This is a genomic window from Streptomyces sp. NPDC048636 (assembly GCF_040650655.1).
In the GTDB taxonomy this organism is placed as follows: Bacteria; Actinomycetota; Actinomycetes; order Streptomycetales; family Streptomycetaceae; genus Streptomyces.
In genome coordinates, this window is record NZ_JBEZHR010000006.1 from 219,694 (window position 1) to 237,541 (window position 17,848).

At 69.1% G+C, this 17,848-nt stretch carries 16 protein-coding genes; 8 read left to right on the forward strand and 8 right to left on the reverse strand.

Annotated features, from left to right (window positions below; translation table 11 throughout):
- The first annotated feature begins 41 nt into the window (after nt 1-41).
- On the forward strand, nt 42-1,424 hold the full coding sequence (locus AB0C66_RS18930) for a DUF1996 domain-containing protein (RefSeq protein WP_362439356.1): 1,383 nt from the start codon (nt 42-44) through the stop codon (nt 1,422-1,424).
- Nucleotides 1,425-1,432: 8 nt separating this feature from the next.
- Here the strand turns inward: AB0C66_RS18930 and AB0C66_RS18935 are convergent, their stop codons facing one another.
- The 8 genes from AB0C66_RS18935 to AB0C66_RS18970 form a co-directional block, all read right to left on the reverse strand.
- The gene (locus tag AB0C66_RS18935; RefSeq protein ID WP_362439359.1) at nt 1,433-2,296 is read right to left on the reverse strand and encodes a class II fructose-bisphosphate aldolase; all 864 of its coding nucleotides are present in this window, start codon (nt 2,294-2,296) and stop codon (nt 1,433-1,435) included.
- Between the two features lie 21 nt (nt 2,297-2,317).
- Nucleotides 2,318-3,205 carry a sugar isomerase gene (locus AB0C66_RS18940; RefSeq protein WP_362439362.1) on the reverse strand — a complete coding sequence of 296 codons (888 nt, stop codon included), beginning with the start codon at nt 3,203-3,205 and terminating at the stop codon, nt 2,318-2,320.
- Nucleotides 3,206-3,250: 45 nt separating this feature from the next.
- Nucleotides 3,251-4,561 carry an alpha-glucosidase/alpha-galactosidase gene (locus tag AB0C66_RS18945; RefSeq protein ID WP_362439365.1) on the reverse strand — a complete coding sequence of 437 codons (1,311 nt, stop codon included), beginning with the start codon at nt 4,559-4,561 and terminating at the stop codon, nt 3,251-3,253.
- Nucleotides 4,558-5,520, reverse strand: a complete 963-nt coding sequence (locus AB0C66_RS18950) for a carbohydrate kinase family protein (protein ID WP_362439368.1) — start codon at nt 5,518-5,520, stop codon at nt 4,558-4,560. The genes AB0C66_RS18945 and AB0C66_RS18950 overlap by 4 nt, the downstream gene beginning before the upstream one ends.
- Nucleotides 5,521-5,583: 63 nt before the next feature.
- Entirely contained in the window at nt 5,584-6,495 is a 912-nt protein-coding gene (locus AB0C66_RS18955) for a carbohydrate ABC transporter permease (protein WP_362439371.1), read from the reverse strand.
- Nucleotides 6,492-7,442, reverse strand: coding sequence for a sugar ABC transporter permease (locus AB0C66_RS18960; protein ID WP_362439374.1), 951 nt, complete (start codon nt 7,440-7,442; stop codon nt 6,492-6,494). The genes AB0C66_RS18955 and AB0C66_RS18960 overlap by 4 nt, the downstream gene beginning before the upstream one ends.
- Before the next feature lie 8 nt (nt 7,443-7,450).
- Nucleotides 7,451-8,773, reverse strand: a complete 1,323-nt coding sequence (locus tag AB0C66_RS18965) for an ABC transporter substrate-binding protein (protein ID WP_362439377.1) — start codon at nt 8,771-8,773, stop codon at nt 7,451-7,453.
- Nucleotides 8,774-8,992: 219 nt separating this feature from the next.
- Entirely contained in the window at nt 8,993-9,793 is an 801-nt protein-coding gene (locus AB0C66_RS18970; RefSeq protein ID WP_362439380.1) for an endo alpha-1,4 polygalactosaminidase, read from the reverse strand.
- Between the two features lie 465 nt (nt 9,794-10,258).
- Here AB0C66_RS18970 and AB0C66_RS18975 point away from each other — a divergent pair, with 465 nt between their 5' ends.
- The 7 genes from AB0C66_RS18975 to AB0C66_RS19005 all read left to right on the forward strand — a co-directional run bounded on the left by AB0C66_RS18975 (nt 10,259) and on the right by AB0C66_RS19005 (nt 17,699).
- Nucleotides 10,259-11,101 carry a DeoR/GlpR family DNA-binding transcription regulator gene (locus tag AB0C66_RS18975; RefSeq protein ID WP_362439383.1) on the forward strand — a complete coding sequence of 281 codons (843 nt, stop codon included), beginning with the start codon at nt 10,259-10,261 and terminating at the stop codon, nt 11,099-11,101.
- A 263-nt stretch (nt 11,102-11,364) separates the two neighbouring features.
- On the forward strand, nt 11,365-11,919 hold the full coding sequence (locus tag AB0C66_RS18980; protein ID WP_362439386.1) for a hypothetical protein: 555 nt from the start codon (nt 11,365-11,367) through the stop codon (nt 11,917-11,919).
- A 250-nt stretch (nt 11,920-12,169) separates the two neighbouring features.
- A complete protein-coding gene (locus AB0C66_RS18985) occupies nt 12,170-13,165 on the forward strand; it encodes an alpha/beta hydrolase (RefSeq protein WP_362439389.1) in 996 nt (331 codons plus the stop codon).
- A 199-nt stretch (nt 13,166-13,364) separates the two neighbouring features.
- Complete coding sequence (locus AB0C66_RS18990) at nt 13,365-13,877, forward strand: GNAT family N-acetyltransferase (protein ID WP_362439392.1); 513 nt, start codon at nt 13,365-13,367, stop codon at nt 13,875-13,877.
- 116 nt (nt 13,878-13,993) lie between these two features.
- On the forward strand, nt 13,994-14,890 hold the full coding sequence (locus tag AB0C66_RS18995) for a DUF817 domain-containing protein (RefSeq protein WP_362439395.1): 897 nt from the start codon (nt 13,994-13,996) through the stop codon (nt 14,888-14,890).
- A 743-nt stretch (nt 14,891-15,633) separates the two neighbouring features.
- Nucleotides 15,634-16,593: an ACP S-malonyltransferase gene (locus AB0C66_RS19000; RefSeq protein ID WP_362439398.1), complete on the forward strand. Its 960-nt coding sequence runs from the start codon at nt 15,634-15,636 to the stop codon at nt 16,591-16,593.
- Between the two features lie 2 nt (nt 16,594-16,595).
- Nucleotides 16,596-17,699: an arylcarboxylate reductase gene (locus AB0C66_RS19005; protein WP_362439402.1), complete on the forward strand. Its 1,104-nt coding sequence runs from the start codon at nt 16,596-16,598 to the stop codon at nt 17,697-17,699.
- The last annotated feature ends 149 nt before the right edge of the window (nt 17,700-17,848 follow it).

Below are 17,848 nucleotides of genomic sequence, written 5' to 3' on the forward strand. Positions count from 1 at the left end.
CGTACGGAGCCTGGTCGGATTCTGCGGGAAGTGAGCACTCCATGAGGCAGCGACACAAAGTGAACGGCACACGGCGCAAGGCCCTGTTCGGGGTGGCGGGGCTGGTGCTCGGTGGCGGAGGGCTGGTGGCCATCAACGTGGGTGCCAACGCCAGCGACTCCAGTGAACCCAGCGCCGGTGGTGTGGTCTGTCCCGGTGTGGAGGACCGGCTGGGCGATGTCCCCCAGCCGGCGTCCGCCGAGGTACAGCGAAACCTCGAGTTGATGAAACGCGATATGGAGGCAGCGGACACCAGGCTCTCCTCCGAGCAGGGCGTGTCCTCCCGTACCGTGCTGGATCCCCTGCGGTCCAAGAGGGCGGCCATTCTGGAGCGGATCGAGATAGCGGTCGAACGGGCGGGCGCCGAGCGCCCGAAGGATCTCCAGAGCCTCGCGACCTGTACGGCCGCCGGTACCGGGGCAGCCACGAAAACACCGGGCGGGAACGGGCAGCAGAGCCCCCAGCAACCGCCCGCCACGGGCACACCGCAACCCTCCGGCGGGCCCGCGCCCGAGGACTTCGTCGACATCACGAGGGCCCAGCCCAACGTGCAGCCGGTGCGCAACGGCGGAGCGGCGTCCAAGGGCGCGTTCCGTACCCGGTGCGGTGTCAACAAGGCGGGCCGGTTCAACTCGGACAACGTCATCGTGGCCCCGGGCGTCAGCAACGGCGCACATCACACCCACGATTACGTCGGTGCCGTCGGTGTCGACGCCTTCACCGATGACGACGCCCTGGCGGCGTCCCGGACCACCTGCACCAACGGGGACCGGTCCACCTACTACTGGCCGGTGCTGCGGGACCGCGACGGCGTCCAGGAGTCGGACGCCGACAAGCAGGGCGGCGGTGCCGAGGGGAACACCGGCAAGATCCTCACCCCGGTCCGTGTCTCACTGGAGTTCATCGGCAACCCGAACTCCAAGGTGACCGCCATGCCGCGATTCCTGCGCATCATCACCGGTGACGCCAAGGCCAACGCCAACGGCGGCGCCAACGCGAACGCCCGTTTCACCTGCACCGGATTCGAGAACAAGGTCGAGCTGCGCGACAAGTACCCCGTCTGCCCGCAGGGCAGCAAGCTGATGCGAGTGTCCAAGTTCCAGAACTGCTGGGACGGCAAGAACACCGACAGCGCCAACCACCGCTCACACGTCGCCTTCGCCGACCAGCGCGGTGTGTGCCCGGCGGGTTTCCGGCCGATTCCGCAACTCGTCCAGCGCGTCACCTACAACGGTCTCGCCGGTTCGACCGCGTTCGCCATCGACAGCTTTCCCGAGTCGCTGCACAAGCCCATCACCGATCACGGCGACTTCATCAACGCCATGCCGAAGAAGCTCATGAAGAAGGCCGTCAAGTGCATCAACTCCGGCCGTCGCTGCGGCTGAAAGTCAGCTCAGGCGGGCATGGCCGTGGCGGATGAAACCACCGGCTCCGGGGTGTTGAGGAGCGTCAGCAGCCGGGCCACCTGATCCGCCATCGCCTCGCGGGCGGGCCGCAGATAGCTCCGGGGATCGACTGTCCCCGGAGCGGTGGCCAATGCCTCGCGGACCCCGCCGGTGAAGACCGTATTGAGGAAGGTGGACATGTTGACCTTGCTCATTCCGGCCTGCACCACCGCCGTCAAGGTGGTGTCGTCCGCGCCGGAGGAACCGTGGAGCACCAGCGGTACGGACACCGCCGCCCGCAGCGCGCGCACGAGGTCCAGGTCGACCGCGGCGGTCCGCTCGGTCATCTGGTGGGACGTACCGACGGCCACGGCCAGGGCGTCGACGCCAGTCTCCGCGACGAATCGCGCGGCCTGTTCCGGGTCGGTCCGCACACCGGGGGCATGGGCGCCGTCCTTGCCCCCGACTTCGCCCAACTCGGCCTCCACGAACACACCGTGGCGGTGGCACCACGCGGTCAGCTCCCGGGTGCGGGTGACGTTCTCCTCCCACGGCAGGTGCGCGCCGTCGTACATCACCGAGGTGAATCCGCACACGACGGCTTCCTCGATGAGGCGGGGGCGGGTGGCGTGGTCGAGATGGAGCGCCACCGGCACCGCGGTGGCCTCGATCGCGGTCCGGGCCGCGGCGGCCAGCGGGGCCAGGGAACCGCGGTAGGCCGTGGCGTTCTCGCTGATCTGCACGATGACCGGCAGCCCGGCCCGGGTGGCGCCGGTGAGGACGGCCTCCAGCTGTTCGAGGAGGACGACGTTGAAGGCTCCCGCGGCCAGCGGTGTTGCGGTGAGCACCTCATGGGTGGGGACGAGCGGCATGGGATGTCCTGGTCCTGGAGGTCAGACGGCGGTGTCGAGGATGACGGAGCGGCTGAGGTGGGCGGGGCGGTCCGGGTCACGGCCGGCGTCCTCGGCCAGCCGGACGGCCAGGCGCTGGGCCAGCACCAGTTCGGCCAGCGGGTCCAGCGTCGGCTGCCGCAGGGCCGCTCCGGTGGCGCCGATCTGTTCGCCCAGCGACGGGTCCACGGGGTCCAGGCTCCAGACCGCTCGTCCGGCGCGGGCCACCGCGATGGGGCCATGCCGGTACTCCATCGCCGCGTAGGACTCCGTCCAGTGGCCCGCCGCCTCCCGCACCTTCAGCGCCGCCTCGTCGGCCAGGCCGACGGTCCACCCGGAGCCGAGGAAGGTGATCTGTCCGGCGGTGGTGAGCCCGTGCGGCAGCGGGAGGGCGAGTGCCGTGCCGATGTCGGCGAGGGCGGCCGAAGTGGAGAGCCCCAGATGTGCGCGGAGCAGCGTCAGCACGGTGGTGGGGAAACGCGTCTGCACCACGGATCGCTCATCGGCGTGATCGAGGCAGATGACATCGTCGGCCAGGGCCGCCGCGGGGGAGTCGGCGACGGCCGTCACCACGGTGATCCTGGCCGATGACGCGGCCGAGCCCAGTGCGGTGAGGACTTCGGTGGTCGTTCCGGAACGGGTCAGTGCCAGGACCCGGTCGTAGCATCGGTCCACCTTGTGCTCCGACGCGGGGTAGGCGTCGGTGATGCCGTGCCGCTCGCCCTCGCGCAGTGCCGCGTAGCTCCGCGCCATGAACAGCGACGTGCCGCAGCCGATGACCGCGACGCGTTCACCGGGGGCGGGCAACGCCTTCTCGTAGGAGGGGAGTTCGCTGATCGCGCGCTCCCAGCAGCCGGGCTGGGAGGCGATCTCCTCGGAGGTGTGGGACATGGGTACTCCTGAGTGGGTACGGGATGTGCGGTGTCGGGTGGCGGATCAGGTGCCGAGCGTGGCGCGCAGGGCGGGCTCGAGCCGGTCGGCGTGGGCCCGCACCATGTCGTCGCACAGCTCCCAGATCTGCTCGACGCGCAGGGCGGCGGAGGTGGCGGGGTCGACCATGGCGGCGTGCCGGATGTGCCGTGGCTCGTCCTCCAGCGCCGCCCGCACCACGAGGTCGTTCATGCTGAGGTAGGCGCGGTTGAGCGCGGCGAGTTGGGGAGGCAGTGGGCCGATACGGGTCGGCTGCACACCGGAGCCGTCGACCAGACACGGCACCTCGACGATCCCGTGTGCGGGCAGGTTCTCGATCAGCCCCCGGTTCGGCACATTGCCGTACACCGTCCGGGGCGTGCCGGTGGTGATGCTGTGGATGATCTGCGGCGCGTACTCCATGGTTCCCTCGACGGGCATCCCCGTACCGGCGGCGAGCGCGTCGCGGGTCTTCTCGTACGCGACCAGGTTCTCGTCCACGATGTCGAGATAGGCGCCGACGGGGAGCCGCAGCCGTTCGATCTCGCTGCGGTGGCGCAGATACCAGGGCAGGTACTCGGAAGAGTGCTCGCTGGTCTCGGTCGGGTAGAAACCCAGCCGCCGGTAGATGTCGACGCGGACCCGGCGGCGGAGTTCCGGATCGTCGGCGATCAGGGCGTCCAGCCGCCGGTACAGGTCCTCGCCGTCGTGCTCGAACCGCAGCACCCACGCCTGGTGGTTGACACCGCCCGCGAGGAAGTTGACCTCATCGACGGGGGCGTTCACCAGACGGCACAGGTCGTGCACCGTCCAGTGGACCGAATGACACAGGCCGACCACCCGGCGCAGTCCGGTGGCCTCGGTGAGGTACTGGACGTTCATGGCCATGGGGTTGGTGTAGTTGAGCAGCCAGGCACCGGGGCACACCGCCGCGATGTCCTCGCCGAGCGCCTTCAGGAACGGGAACGTGCGCAGGGCGCGGAAGATGCCCCCGATGCCGAGGGTGTCGCCGATGGTCTGCCGGAGCCCGTAGCGGGCCGGTACCTCGAAGTCGGTCCGGGTGGCCTCGACCATGCCGATCTGGACGAGGTTGATGACGAAGTCGGCGTCCGCCAGCGCGGCGCGACGGTCCGCGTGGGCGGTGACCTTCGGTGCGGCCCCGCGCTGTCCGGCGATGTACCGGGTGGCCGCCTCGGCGGTCGCCAGGCGTTCGGGGTCGATGTCGTGCAGGGCGATGTGCGCGGTGCGCAGCTCCGGGAAGGTGAACAGGTCCGCCAGCAGACCCTGGGTGAAGACGACACTTCCGGCGCCGACGAGAACAACCTTGGGAATGATCATGATGCGTCGGCTCCAGGGGTCGTGAGGTGGGCCAGTGCTTCGTCCCAGGTGGGCTGGGCGTCGGTGCCGCCGGGACGACGGGTGGACAGGGCACCGCACACGGCGGCGACGCCGAGCGCACTGGCTGGTGGGTGGCCGTTGAGCCACGCGCTGAGGAACCCGGCGTCGAAACTGTCGCCGGCGCCCACGGTGTCGTACGGCTCCACGCGGATTCCGGCGGTGGTGTGCAGTACCGTGCCGTCGTGGCAGAGCGCGCCGGAGGCGCCGTTCTTCACCACGACCAACCGTCCCCGCCCCGCCAGGGCCCGCGCGGCCTCCGCCACGTGCTCGGCACCGATGGTCGTACCGGCCAGACGGCATGCCTCGTACGCGTTGGGCAGCAGTACGTCGGTCTGTTCCAGGACACCGGCGAGCGTGGACCGGTCCCATCGGCCGGAGGGGTCGTCATTGGTGTCGAGGGAGGTGGTGGCACCGGCCTCGCGGGCGGTACGGAACAGCCCGGGAAGCCCGGCCGCCAGCTGCGGCATCAGGAAGAACGAGGCCGCGTGGACATGGCGGGCCGACGCCAGCAGCCGTTCGGGGACATCGGCCTCCGACACGGCGGGCAGCGTGCCCGGTGCGGTGACGATGGCGCGGTCGTCGTGCCGGGTGACGCTCACGGTGAGCGGTGTCGGCAGGCCGCCGTCGATCTGGAGCGCGTCGACGTCGACCCCGCGTGCGGCGAGCCGGTCACGGACGTAGTGTCCCGCGTCGTCGTCGCCCACCCGGCCCGCGAAGGCGACCCGCAGACCCAGGCGCGCCGCGCCGCAGGCGGCGATCGCGGCAGAGCCGCCGAGGGTCATGGTTCCGCGGTCGGCCAGTTGTTCCCGCTGGTCGAAGGCGAGCGGAGCGGTGAGCGGGCCGATGATGACATCCGGGTTGGCGTCCCCGACGACGAGCAGGTCAAAGCTGCGTGGCATGAGGTTTCCTGGAGAAGTGGAACGAGGAAGGAGACAGGACGGGCCGGTGGCGTGGTGGCCGTTTCAGCCCTTGAGTCCGGTCGAGGTGATGGACCGGATGAAGGTCTTCTGTGCGGCGAGGAATGCGATCAGTACGGGAAGGACCGTGATGACGTTGCCCGCCATGACCGCCGACCACTGGACGTTGTGCTGTCCCTGGAAGGTCGTCAGCCCCAGTTGCAGGGTGTACTGCGGTTCATGATGGATCGCGATCAGTGGCCAGGACAGATCGTTCCAGGTGCTGAGGAAGGTCAGCACGGCCACCGTGGCCAGCGCGGGCCGGGACAGCGGCAGTACGATCCGCAACAGCACCCCCAGCCGTGAACATCCGTCGATCCAGGCCGCCTCCTCCAGTTCCCGGGGGAGGCTCAGGAAGAACTGGCGCAGCAGGAACACGGAGAACGGCGTCACCAGGGACGGGACGATGAGGGCCCCGAGGGTGTCGATGAGCCCCAGCTCCTTCATGACGAGGAAGGTGGGGATCATCGTCAGCTGAAACGGGATGATCATGGTCGCCAGCATCAGGCCCATCAGCACCCGCGACCCACCGAACCGCATCCGGGCGAAGGCGTAGCCACCGAGCGTTCCGAGAACGAGATTGGAGGCGACGGCCACCGCCGACACGATCAGCGAGTTGGCGAACCAGCGCGGGAACATCGCGTTGCTGAGGACGAAGCGGTACCCGCCCGGATCGATCTCCGCGGGCCACAGCGCCGGTGGAAACCGGTTGATCTCCGCGTTGCTCATCACGGAGCTGAGAACCAGCCAGATCAGAGGGGCGGCGAACAGCAGTGCCAGCGGGGCGAGCAGCAGATGCCAGGCGTCGAAGGGCAGCCGCGGACGGCCCCGGCGGCGCGCGGTGGCCGACGCGGAGCGGCCGCTGTCGCCGGTGCGGCGCCCGGTGGCGGGCTTGCGGACCGCGGACAGGAGCGTCATGTCCTGGCTCCCTTCATCTGACGGATTCCATTGCGCCGCCGCACCAGCCGCAGACCGACCGTGACCAGCAGCAGGCCCACGGCGAGGACATACGCGGCCGCCGCGCCGTATCCGGCGGTGAAGTTCTTGAACGCCTGCTCCCAGATGAAGTAGACGATCACGGTGGTCGAGCCGAGCGGACCGCCCTTGGTGGTCACGTACACCAGGTCGAAGACCTGGAGGGCGTTGATGGTCTGCCACAGCACCAGAAACACACTCACCGGTGTGAGGGTGGGCAGGGTGACGTGGCGCAGCACTTGCCGCCCGGCCGCGCCGTCGAGGGTGGCCGCCTCCGTCAGCTCCTTCGGCACGTCTTGGAGGGCGGCGAGGTAGATGACGACGCAGAATCCCGTACCACTCCACACCGACACGGCCACCAGGGCGAAGAGCGCCTGCCCGGGATCGGCGAAGAAGCCCTGCGAGCCGATACCGATCCGGTGCAGCAGGGAGTTGGCCGCCCCGAACTCCGGGTCGAGGATGAAGGAGAAGAGCACGCCCTGCGAGGTCGCGGAGATGACGAACGGTACGAAGATGAGGGTGCGGTACAGGCCGGTGAACGTCATGCGCCGGTTGAGGACGAGCGCCAGCGTCAGCCCGAGGACGATGCTCAGCGGGACGTACAGCGCGGTGTAGAGCAGGGTGTTGCGTACGGCCTGAGCGAACTGGGGGTCGTCCGCGAGCTGCCGGTAGTTCTCCAGTCCGACCCAGCGGCTGGGGGTGAGCAGATCCGAGGACTGGAAGGACAGCATCAGCGACCACAGCACGGGCACGATGCTCAGCCCGAGGATGACCAGGACGGAGGGGGAGACGAAGGCCCAGGCCGCGGCCGACTCGCGGCGCCTACGGCGGTGCGGGGACGGGGCCCTGCGGACGTCCGGGGCGATGGTCAGGGGGGTGGGTCGTGGCATGGTGTCCCTCAACGGCCCGAGGCGAGGGCCGCGTTGGCCCGGGAGGCACAACCACGCAGGGCGGCGGACGGACTGCTCTTGCCGAGCAGCACCGAGGTGACCGCCTCGGCGAACGCCTCCGAGATCTTTGGATACGCCGGGTTCACCGGCCGCACCCGCGCGGTGGCCACGACATCGGTGAACACGGAGAGTCCGGGCACCTCGCGCGTGTGCGTCCGCCACTGCTCCAGGCTCTCCGTCGGGCGGCTCAGCGGCAGACTCCCCGCCTTGACCGCCCAGCGCACGTCCTGCGCGGGCCGGTTCAGCCAGCCGATGAGGGTACGGGCGGCCTTCATCCGCGCCGGTCCGTTGTCGAAGACCGCCCAGGTATCGGGGCCCGATATCGTGACCGACTTTCCGTTGAACCCCGGCAGGGGGACCACGTGGTAGTCGATACCGGCCTGCCGGATGTCCGGCAGTTGCCATGGGCCGGTCGTCACCATGCCCAGGCGTCCCCCCGCGAACACCTGGTACATCTGCTCACCGCCGGGCTTGGGGTCGACGTAGCAGCTCTTGTCCGCCACCAGCGCCTGTACGACCTCCAGGGCCCGTCGCCCGGGCTCCCCGGCGAACCCGATCCGCCGTCCGTCCTTGGCGATGACCTCTCCGCCCAGGTCCCAGATCATCGGCCACATGCGCCACACGGTGTCCTCGTCGCCCGCACCGGGCCACCCCGTCCCGAACACGTTCTTGCCCCCATCGGTCAGCCGCTTCGCCGTGTCCACGTACTCCTGCCAGCTCCAGCCCGGCTTCGGCAGGGCCACTCCCGCCTCGCGGAACACCTTCTTGTTGCAGACCACCGCCAGCGAGTCCAGCAGCGCCGGAGCGGCACGCACCTTGCCGTCGACCGTGACGGCGTCCCGGGCGGCGGGCCAGTACCGCTTCCACGGCACAGGACCCGATTCGACGAAGTCCGTGAGGTCGGCCAGCTTGGGGGAGCGCGCCACGCTGGCCAGGTCCGACCCGAAGATGTAGGCGATGTCGGGGGCGGAGCCGGAGGCGAGACCGGCGGTCACCTTCTGGAGCATGGCATCGGCGATCACACCTCCGCCGAGGTTCACCCGGATCTTGGGGTGCGCCCGGTGGAAGTCCGCCACCAGGGCCTTGAGCGTCTTCAGCGCGGTGTCCGCCTGTCCGTGCCACATCTCGATGCGGACGCTGCCGTCGGGGGAGGTTCCGTCTTCGCCGCCGCACGCGGACACCGTCGTACCGGTCATCGCGGCGAGGGCTATCGCCCCGCCGCCGCTCAGCACACCGCGGCGCGAGGGACCGTTGTCCGAACGGTGGGCCATGTTTACCTCCAGGTGGTCAGGGAGGGGGCCGGGACGGCTGCCTCCTGGGAGCGGTCGCCGTCGGCCGCGGAGTCGTGCAGGGGGAAGGGCGAGGAACGGGGGGAAACCCGTACGGGGCGCCCCGGTGGGGCCGGGGGGGTGCTTGCCACCGTGGCGCCACGGACGGGACCCGTCCGGGGGGTGCGAGGCGGACCGGCGCCCGCCCCGCAGGTGGCGGTACTAGCAGGTCTTGCGGACGTAGGTGTTTCCGTCCTCGTCCGTCTCGCCCGGCTTCAGGACAGCGACGTCACGCTGTACCACGCTGACCCGGTCAGCGTACTGACAGGCGTTCGCCATGCCCGCGTCGGTGTACTCGATCATGATGACGTTGTTGCCGAACGCGGAGATGTACTTGCCGCACTCGTTCCAGCTGGGGTCGCCGCACTCCTCCGCGACGGCGAAGTCCAGGCCGTTGGCGACGCGGTTCGGAGCGAGCTCCACCGTGTTCTTCTGTCCGACGGCCAGGCCCTTGCTGTGACCGTAGGAGGACAGGAGTCGCATGAACGCCTGGGCGTCGTCTTCGGTGATCTTGCCGGCGACGACATCCCGCGAGTACGTGTCGAAGTTGTCCAGTTCCAGGGCGTTGAACCCCTTGCTGGCACAGGTGTCGATCTGGCCGTTGATCTTGTTCGCGATGGCCTGGCGCTTGGCGTCGGTGGTGATGTCGAGGATCGCCTCCCGCCACGCTTCGTCGATCACGGTCTCGCCGTTGGCATCCTTGAGCAGCAAGTTCTGGTCCCAGTCCGCGGGACCGTCCACTTCGCCGATCTTCTGGGTCTGGAAGGCGTTGACGTAGCAGATGTTGTACAGACCCTGCGCCGGGGAGTCCTTCCAGTCACGGCTGACCACCGTGACACCCGGGGGCGGTGTGTAGCCGCCGTTGATCTGGTAGTCGAAGTCGGCGTTGACCGGGGGAGGGGTGAAGGACGCGGCCTGGGCGGATCCGGGCGTGGAGATCGCGAGGGCTGTCACTGCGATCACGCCGGTGGCCAGGAAAATCCGGGAACGGGCTCTCTTCAGAAGACTCACGTACGAGCTCCCTGATACGGGGGTACGTCCCCGCCTCGGTGACCGTGGGGCGACCTGGCGACTCGGGCCGGGCTCGCGGCGGCGATGGCCACCTACCGGCTGGGCGTACCTCTGACGCGAAGTTCTTCGACTTCGGCGTGCAACGGAGTAAACAGGCCAGATTCAGCCATCGTCAAGAGCTTGAAACTGCGTGTTTTCTGTTCGAGAGTGTTCAGATCGAGTGACCCGAGCGATGCCACGAAGCACTTCGGAGCCCACAGGCCCTCCCGCGAGTGGTGTGCGCTGCCGCAAGCTCGACAGACGCCGCGCACGTCGGAATGCGCGGTGATCCGCAGTACGACGGTGCCTGAACGGTGCCGTGCGGTATCGCGCAGGGGGCGCGTGCTTTCGCGTGGTCTCACGCGGAGAGGTGGAGCAGTGTCCGGAGCACACGGAGAATCATCCGGCGACGAGGCGGACCGCAATCGCCGCAAGCTCAGAACGGAGCGCCATCTGCGCATCATTGAGCATGTCAGTGAGCACGGCGGCGCGGATGTGGCCGCCCTGGCGACATGGCTGGATGTGTCCAGTGCCACCGTCCGCCGGGATTTGCAGTTCCTGAGCGATCAGCGGCTCCTCCAGCGCACCCACGGAGGTGCGGTCTCGAGCGAAGCGGGCGTCGAACTGCCCTTGCGGCGCCGGGTGGAACGGTTCCACACGGAGAAGCGGGCCATCGCGGTGGCGGCGGTGGACCTCGTCCCCGAGGGTGCGGTGGTCGGGCTCACCGGCGGCACGACCACCACCGAGATCGCCCGGCTGCTGTCCCAGCGCGGACCCGTCACCATCGTGACCAACGCCGTCAACATCGCCGCGGAGATGGTGCCCCACCCCGAGGTACGCCTCGTGGTGACCGGTGGCCACGCCCGCAGCAGGACATACGAACTGGTCGGGCCGGGCGCGGAGAAGATGCTGGCCGAGTACCACACCGACATCACCTTCCTCGGTGTGGACGGCATCAGCGTGGAACGCGGCTGCACCACCCATGATCCGCTGGAGGCGGCCACCAACCGCGCCTTCCTGGCGAGCACGGCGCAAGCCGTGGTCGTCGCCGACCACTCCAAGATCGGCAAGGCGACCTTCGCGCGCATCTGCCCCACCCGGGCCATCAGACGCCTGATCACCGACGCCGCGCCCGAGGACGACGAACTGGCCCGCATACGCGATTGCGGAGTCTCCGTGACCTCGACCGGCACCGCCGGGCACGGCGGTGCGTCAAGCTGAGCGAGGCCGTGTGTCCATCCCGACCGGAGCCGTCCGGATGATGAGGCCCCTGACCGCCTCGCGGAGACACCGTCGCCCGGTCGGCCGAGGAGTTCGCCGCGCTCGGCGCCCCCTTCGCCCGCCGCGGTCGCCGCGCCCCGGAGTACACCCCGCCACGCACACGCTCCGGCCCCCATATGGCCTCGTTCGACGGGGAGTTCACCCAGCCATGCGCCCCGGCCCATTCAGCACGGCCCGCCGCTCCGGCATGACATGCTGCGCCCGTGGATCAGGCGGAAGCACTGCTCCTCGGAGGACGGGCCGGAGTCGGCAAGACCACGGTGGCATGGGAGGTTTCCGCACTGCTGCGCGCCACGTCGGTCCGGCACGCGGTCATTGACGGTGACTTCATGGGACAGGTGCATCCGGCGCCGGACGGCGACCCCGACCGGTCCGCCATCACCGAAAGCAATCCGACGGTGGTGTGGGCGAACTTCATCCGGCACGGATATCACCGGCTGGTCTACACGAACCCGTTGAGCGTACTGCCCCATACGGCGGGGATGTTCGAGCGCGCGATGGGATCGGATGTGCGGCTCATACGGGTCCTGCTGACCGCCTCCGACACCACCACCCGTGAACGCCTGGTACGCCGGGAGATCGGCTCGGAGCTGCAACAGGAGCTCGAGAGCAGCGCGCGCAAGGCACGGCTCCTGGACCGGCGGGCCGCCGCGGAGACCGTACGGGTGGCGACGGACGGGAGGACCGTGGCGGACATCGCTCACGAGGTGGTGGCCGCCACCGGCTGGGCCGACGAGCAATCCACGCGTCGGCCGTGAGGGTGTCCGAGGACGCCGTGCCGCGCCGAGCGCGGGCTACGGTTCGATGACCGGTACCCGCACCGCGCGGGCGAGCCAAGTGGGCTGATGGCCTCCCGGCACACGGTGTTTGCCGGATCGGCAACAGACATCGCCGATGCCGGGCCCGGTACTGCACGATCCGTACTGGTGCGCCCGCCCGCGGAAGACGATCGCCGTTTCCCGCACCTCCGCGGCCACCGGTCATCCGCACAGTGCCCGGGAGGAATCCATGTCGCAACCGACCGAAGCCGACCCCACCCATCGCCTGGTGCCCGGGCCCGTCGGCCGGATCCACCTGGTCGAGCAGGGCAGCGGACCCCTGGTGCTGCTGGTGCACGGGTTCCCGGAGTCCTGGTACTCATGGCGTCACCAGCTGCCCGCCCTGGCCGGGGCGGGCTATCGAGCGGTCGCGGTGGACGTACGCGGCTACGGGCGCTCCGCCGCGCCCGGGGCAGTGGAGGCGTACCGGATGCTCGAGCTCGTGGCGGACCAGGTGGCGGTGGTGGAGGCACTGGGGGAGGAGAGCGCCGTGATCGTGGGGCACGACTGGGGCGCGTCGATCGCCGCCACCTGCGCCCTGGTCCGGCCCGAAGTGTTCGGCGCGGTGGGGCTGCTGAGCGTGCCGTACGCCCCACGCGGTGGGCCACGGCCCAGTGAGGTCTTCGCGCGGATGGGCGGGCCGGAGGGCGCGTCGGAGGAGTTCTACGTCTCCTACTTCCAGCGGCCGGGCCGCGCCGAGGCGGAGATCGAGCCCGATGTGCGCGGCTGGCTGGCTGGCTTCTACGCCGCGCTGTCCGGAGACACCATGCCCGCACCCGGCACACCGGACCCGCACTTCGTCGGCGCCGGGGGAACGCTGCGCGAACGGTTTCCCGCCGGCCGTCTGCCGTCCTGGCTCGACTCATCCGAACTCGACGTCTACGCGGGGGAGTTCGAGAGGACGGGAATGACCGGGGCGCTGAACCGCTACCGGAACATGGACCGGGACTGGGAGGACCTGGCCGCGTTCGACGGCGCCCCCGTCACCCAGCCGTCGCTGTTCATCGGTGGCGCCCTGGACGCCTCCACGACATGGATGGCCGACGCGATCGACGCGTTTCCCCGCACCCTGCCCCGCCTCTTGGCCTCGCACATCCTCGACGGCTGCGGACACTGGCTCCAGCAGGAACGTCCGGGCGAGGTCAACCGACTGCTCACCGAGTGGCTCGACGCCCTGCCGCGCTGAACCAACGACCCGTGATCATAAAGGGTTTGTGCGGGGTGTGACGGCGTTGCTAGTGTCGCGTCGGCGCGAGAGGCGCGCGATCAGCGGGACGAGGAGGTTGATGAATATGGCCGCGGTGGTCCTTCATCGGCATGTCCTTGTCCGGCCCGCGCGCTAGCGCAAGCGCGGTCCGGTCATTCCAGACCATCAGGAGTGACACGTGACTTCCTCATGCACCTCAACGCAGCTCGACCTGACCACCGACCGTCTCGTGCTGCGGCCCTGGACCACGGACGAGGCCACCGCGGTCCTCGCCGACACCAGGTCGTCGCACTGGGCGGCGGACTTTCCCGCCGACGGCGACCGCGTCATCGCGAGCCTCTTCGAAAGCCACCCCGACTGGCTCGGAGCACACGGCCACCGACTTGTCATCGAACGGGACAACGGTCTGGTGGTGGGTTCGATCGGCCTGTTCTGGCCGCCCACCGACGGCACCCTGGAAATCGGGTACGGCATCGTCGAGTCCCGACGTGGCCGGGGCTATGCCTCAGAGGCCACCCGGGCCCTGACGGAGTTCGCCCTCACCGCCTCGGGCGTCCGGACCGTGGTCGCCAGTGTGGAGCTGTCGAACCCGGCCTCCGTCCGTGTGCTGGAGAAGGCGGGTTTCCGGCGCTGGACCACCGAGGACGACTCGGCCCGTTTCCGGTTCACGGGACCTGAGCGACACGGGTGACATACCGGTGGGGCCGGTGGATTCCCGCCGGCCCCACCGCCACCAGTGCTCTCCTCCACCCGGCGAACTGATCCGGTGGTGCCAACCGCCCAGGCCTCTGTGACGTCCTCCTGGACATGCGCGAGATCTTCGGTGGGATAGGTCGGCTGGTCACCTTCACGGTGCTCCAGGTGCGTTGCTGCGCGTTCGCGGTGGCGCTCCTGGGCGGTATCGCCCTCTCCCGGGTGCTCCCGGACCTGCCGATCGCGCGGTACGACCTGGTGCTGGTCTACGGGTTGCTGCTCACCCTCGTCGCGCGTCGGCTGCGCTGGGAGAGCGGACGGGACACGCTGGTGATCGCGGTATGCCATGGTGTCGGCCTGCTGTTCGAGCTGGTGAAGGTGCACATGGGGTCCTGGAGTTACCCGGAGGACGCCGTGACGAAGATCGCCGGTGTGCCGCTGTACGGCGGGTTCATGTACGCGGCCGTCGCCAGCTATGTGTGCCGTGCCTGGGACCTGTTCCAGCTGCGCTTCACCGGTTACCTCGCCAACGCGACCACCGTGGTCGCGGCCGGGGTCTACCTCAACTTCTTCACCCACCACTGGCTGCCCGACGTTCGCTGGTTGCTGGCCGCCGCGATGCTGGCCGTCACCGCCCGGGCCTCGGTCGGCTACACGGTGGGCGACCGCCGCTACCGGATGCCACTGGCGCTCTCCTTCGTGCTGATCGGATTCTTCTTGTGGGTGGCGGAGAACGCGGCCACCTACGCGGGTGCCTGGAGCTACCCCCATCAGCTCGGCGGCTGGCAGCCCGTGGCGTTCACCAAGTTCGGTGCCTGGGCCCTGTTGATCAGTGTCACGTTTGTGCTGACCGAACGCCTGAAGTCCGCCGAGCGTGGCACCGCGGTCGAGCACCGGGCGGCTGCCGGGGCCGGGCTTTGGCGGCGTGGTGAGCTCAACCCTCATCTCCCGCGGAAGCGCTGGGTGCGGCGCGTGCTCAGCTCGGCGCCCGGCGGCCGGACCAGGCACTGACGGGCTGCTTCGGGTTGCGCGGAGCCCCGAGCCAAGGCGATGGGCGCGCGGGACGCCCGTATCTCACCGTGTGACTCCCCTGACCAGCGGGCGGGGGCAGTTCTCAGCCGCGTCCGGGTCTGCGGGAGCGTAGGGAGACGGTCGCGGGTGTGGTGGCACGGTGGCCGGTGGGCTGCCGGGGCGCGGATGGGGTGAGTGGCGAGCTGCCGCGGATCGGTCTGGCGGTGGGGACCGCTCGGGGGTGGTGGCCGGAGGGTGGCCCTCGACGCTTGTTTCCGGAACTCGTCCGACATCTGTCCGACTCCACGGGGTTCATCGTGATCAGCGCCTCTCCTCGCTGTCGAGTTCGAATATCCGGGAGGCTCGAATTCATGGTTTCCGGGGAGTAAGGATGGCCCGCGACGGCCCTTCCGGAACCTCTTGAGCTCCCCATATCAAAGGCACCTTGGGGATCGGTGGAACACTGACTGAATCCCGAGGGTGTTGATCTGTTAAGCAACTTGTGATGTTAGGCTCACCGCTGATCGTCACTGATTCCCTTCCCGTCCGCCCCGGCTGGCGTCCCGTCACCGGGTCTGGAATTGCTCATGAGTTCGATTTTCTGCTCAATCTCTGGACTCGGCCCTCGGTTCGGCCTCTCTCGAGGGTATGTCCGGTGAATGGCGGGAACGTTTGCCGGGAATGCCCTATGGGTTCGAAGTGGCGTATCAGTCGCTACCTCGTGTTCTTGATTGGAGTGAGTCATGTCCCTGGGGTACTTGTTCGGCGGCGGTGTCGGAAGTGAGCCGCACGGAATTGAGTTGTATGAGACATCTCCTCTGATGCGGCGGCTTTACGAGCAGGTATCCGGCTGGACCGGCCTCACCGCCGAGCAGATCCTGCGCGAGGAGCTGCCCCCGGAGCAGGAGCGGCGGCAGAGCGTGGGCAGCATCCGGGAAGCGGCGCTCGCGATGGCCGTACACGACCTCCTCGCCGAGGCCGGCCTGAGACCGGATGTGATCGGCGGATTGAGCCTGGGAGCGATGACCGCCAGTTCGCTGGCGGGGGCGCTCGACCGGCAGGAGCTGTTCGCCATGCTGGCTCACGCGGGGAGCGCGCCCGACCCCGGGCCGGAGCACATCGCCCAGGGTATGGCCCTGGCCTTCGTCCCGGGACAGGCCGCCGACGCCGCGCCGCCGTGGGAGGGTGTGGCCGGTGTCCATCTGGCCGGGGACTTCGGGCCGACCGTCGACGGCTCGCGACGCATCCATATGCTGGCCGGGCACCACAGCGCCTTGGAGGAGCTGGTGGCGGCGGCGCCACCGGGCGCGATCGTGCCACTGCCGGGCCGCACCATCGCCGTCCACTCACCGCTGCGCGGCCCGTACCGTGAGTTCATGACGCCGTATATCGCGTCCATGTCATTCAGCGCGCCGGGCGTTCCGCTGCTCTCCTGTCTGGAACGGGAGGTGATGAAGACGGCGGAGGACGTACGGTCCATGTTCCAGCGGAATTCCACCGAGCCGATCAGTCTTGTCCATCTCTACGAGGGAATGCGGGACTGCGGTGTGCGGCTGGGTCTGGTGATGGGGCCGTCCATCCCCGAAGGGCTGCTCGATTTTCCCTTCCCGGTCGTCCATGTGACCCGTCCCGAACATATCGAACTGGCTGTCAGCACCGTGTACGAACTGGGTCTCGAATTCTCCGGCACACAGGGTCGGTGAACATGAGAGAAGACCTGCGCGAAATCGACCCCGACATACTTTCGGTGGACCCCGACACCCTGGTGCCGCGATGGCTGAGCATCGATATCGACCAATGGACCCGTCGTGTCATCCGGAGGACGTTCGACCCGGATTCCGGAAGTCCCTACTGGCTGGGGCGTGTTGAAGGGCTCGGCTTCGATCCCCTCGACATCACGCGCTACGAGGAGCTCACCGCTTTCGGCCCCTTCCCGGTGGCCGATCTGCGGACCCGGAACCCGGAGGAACTCGTCCCGCGGGCCGTACCGCGGCCGCTCGCCGGTCGGATCTGGGACACCGGCGGCACCACCGGCCTCCCGTGCCGTGTCTTCTACACACCCGACATGCTGCGGCACCGGGGGGTCTGGCGCCGGTGGTCCTTCGTCCGGGAGGGATTCGCGACCGGCCGGACCTGGTTGCAGGCCACACCCACCGGACCACATCTCATCGGCCACGGGGTGTGGGAGGTCGCCGACCTCCACGGGGGACAGGTGTACGCCATCGACATGGACTCGCGGTGGGTCAAGCGGCTGATCCGCGAAGGGCGTCTCGCGGACGTCGAGCACTACACCTCGCACCTTCTGGAGCAGATCACCGATGTCCTGGACCGGGGCGGCGTCGACTACCTCAACACCACCCCGGCGCTGTTCGAGACCATGAGGCGGCGATGTCCCAAGGCCGTGGCGGGCCTGGACGGTGTACGGCTGAGCGGAACCCAGATCAACGCCGCCATGTACCGTGACTTCCTGGCCGCGCTGGAAGGCGGCATCTGCGGCATCAGCTACGGCAACACCTTCGGCAACGCCGCCTGCCTCGGTGTGCGCCCGGACGGCCGGACGATCCCGTATATGCCGAACTACCCCCAGGTGACGATGGCGGTCGTCAGCAAGGACGACTGGTCCTCCGTAGTGGCCCCCGGCGAAGCGGGACAGGTACGTCTCACCGTGCTCCACCAGGACCTCTTCCTGCCGAACATCCTGGAACGCGACCAGGCGGCCCGCTACGTGGACGACGACTGGCCATGTGACGGTGTGGCCGATGTCCGCCCGCTCCAGGTGACGAACTCGGCGCCCGAGGGCCTGTACTGACGGCCGCTCGTCCGGCGTCCGGCCTCCGGGCTCACCACCTCGTGGCACGGCGGTACGCCATGTCCAGCCGTGTTCCAGCCCGCCTTCGGGCGGTCCGTGCTCAGCCAGCCCATCCCCTCCCCAATCGCCCACAACCCGCGAAGGAGTCA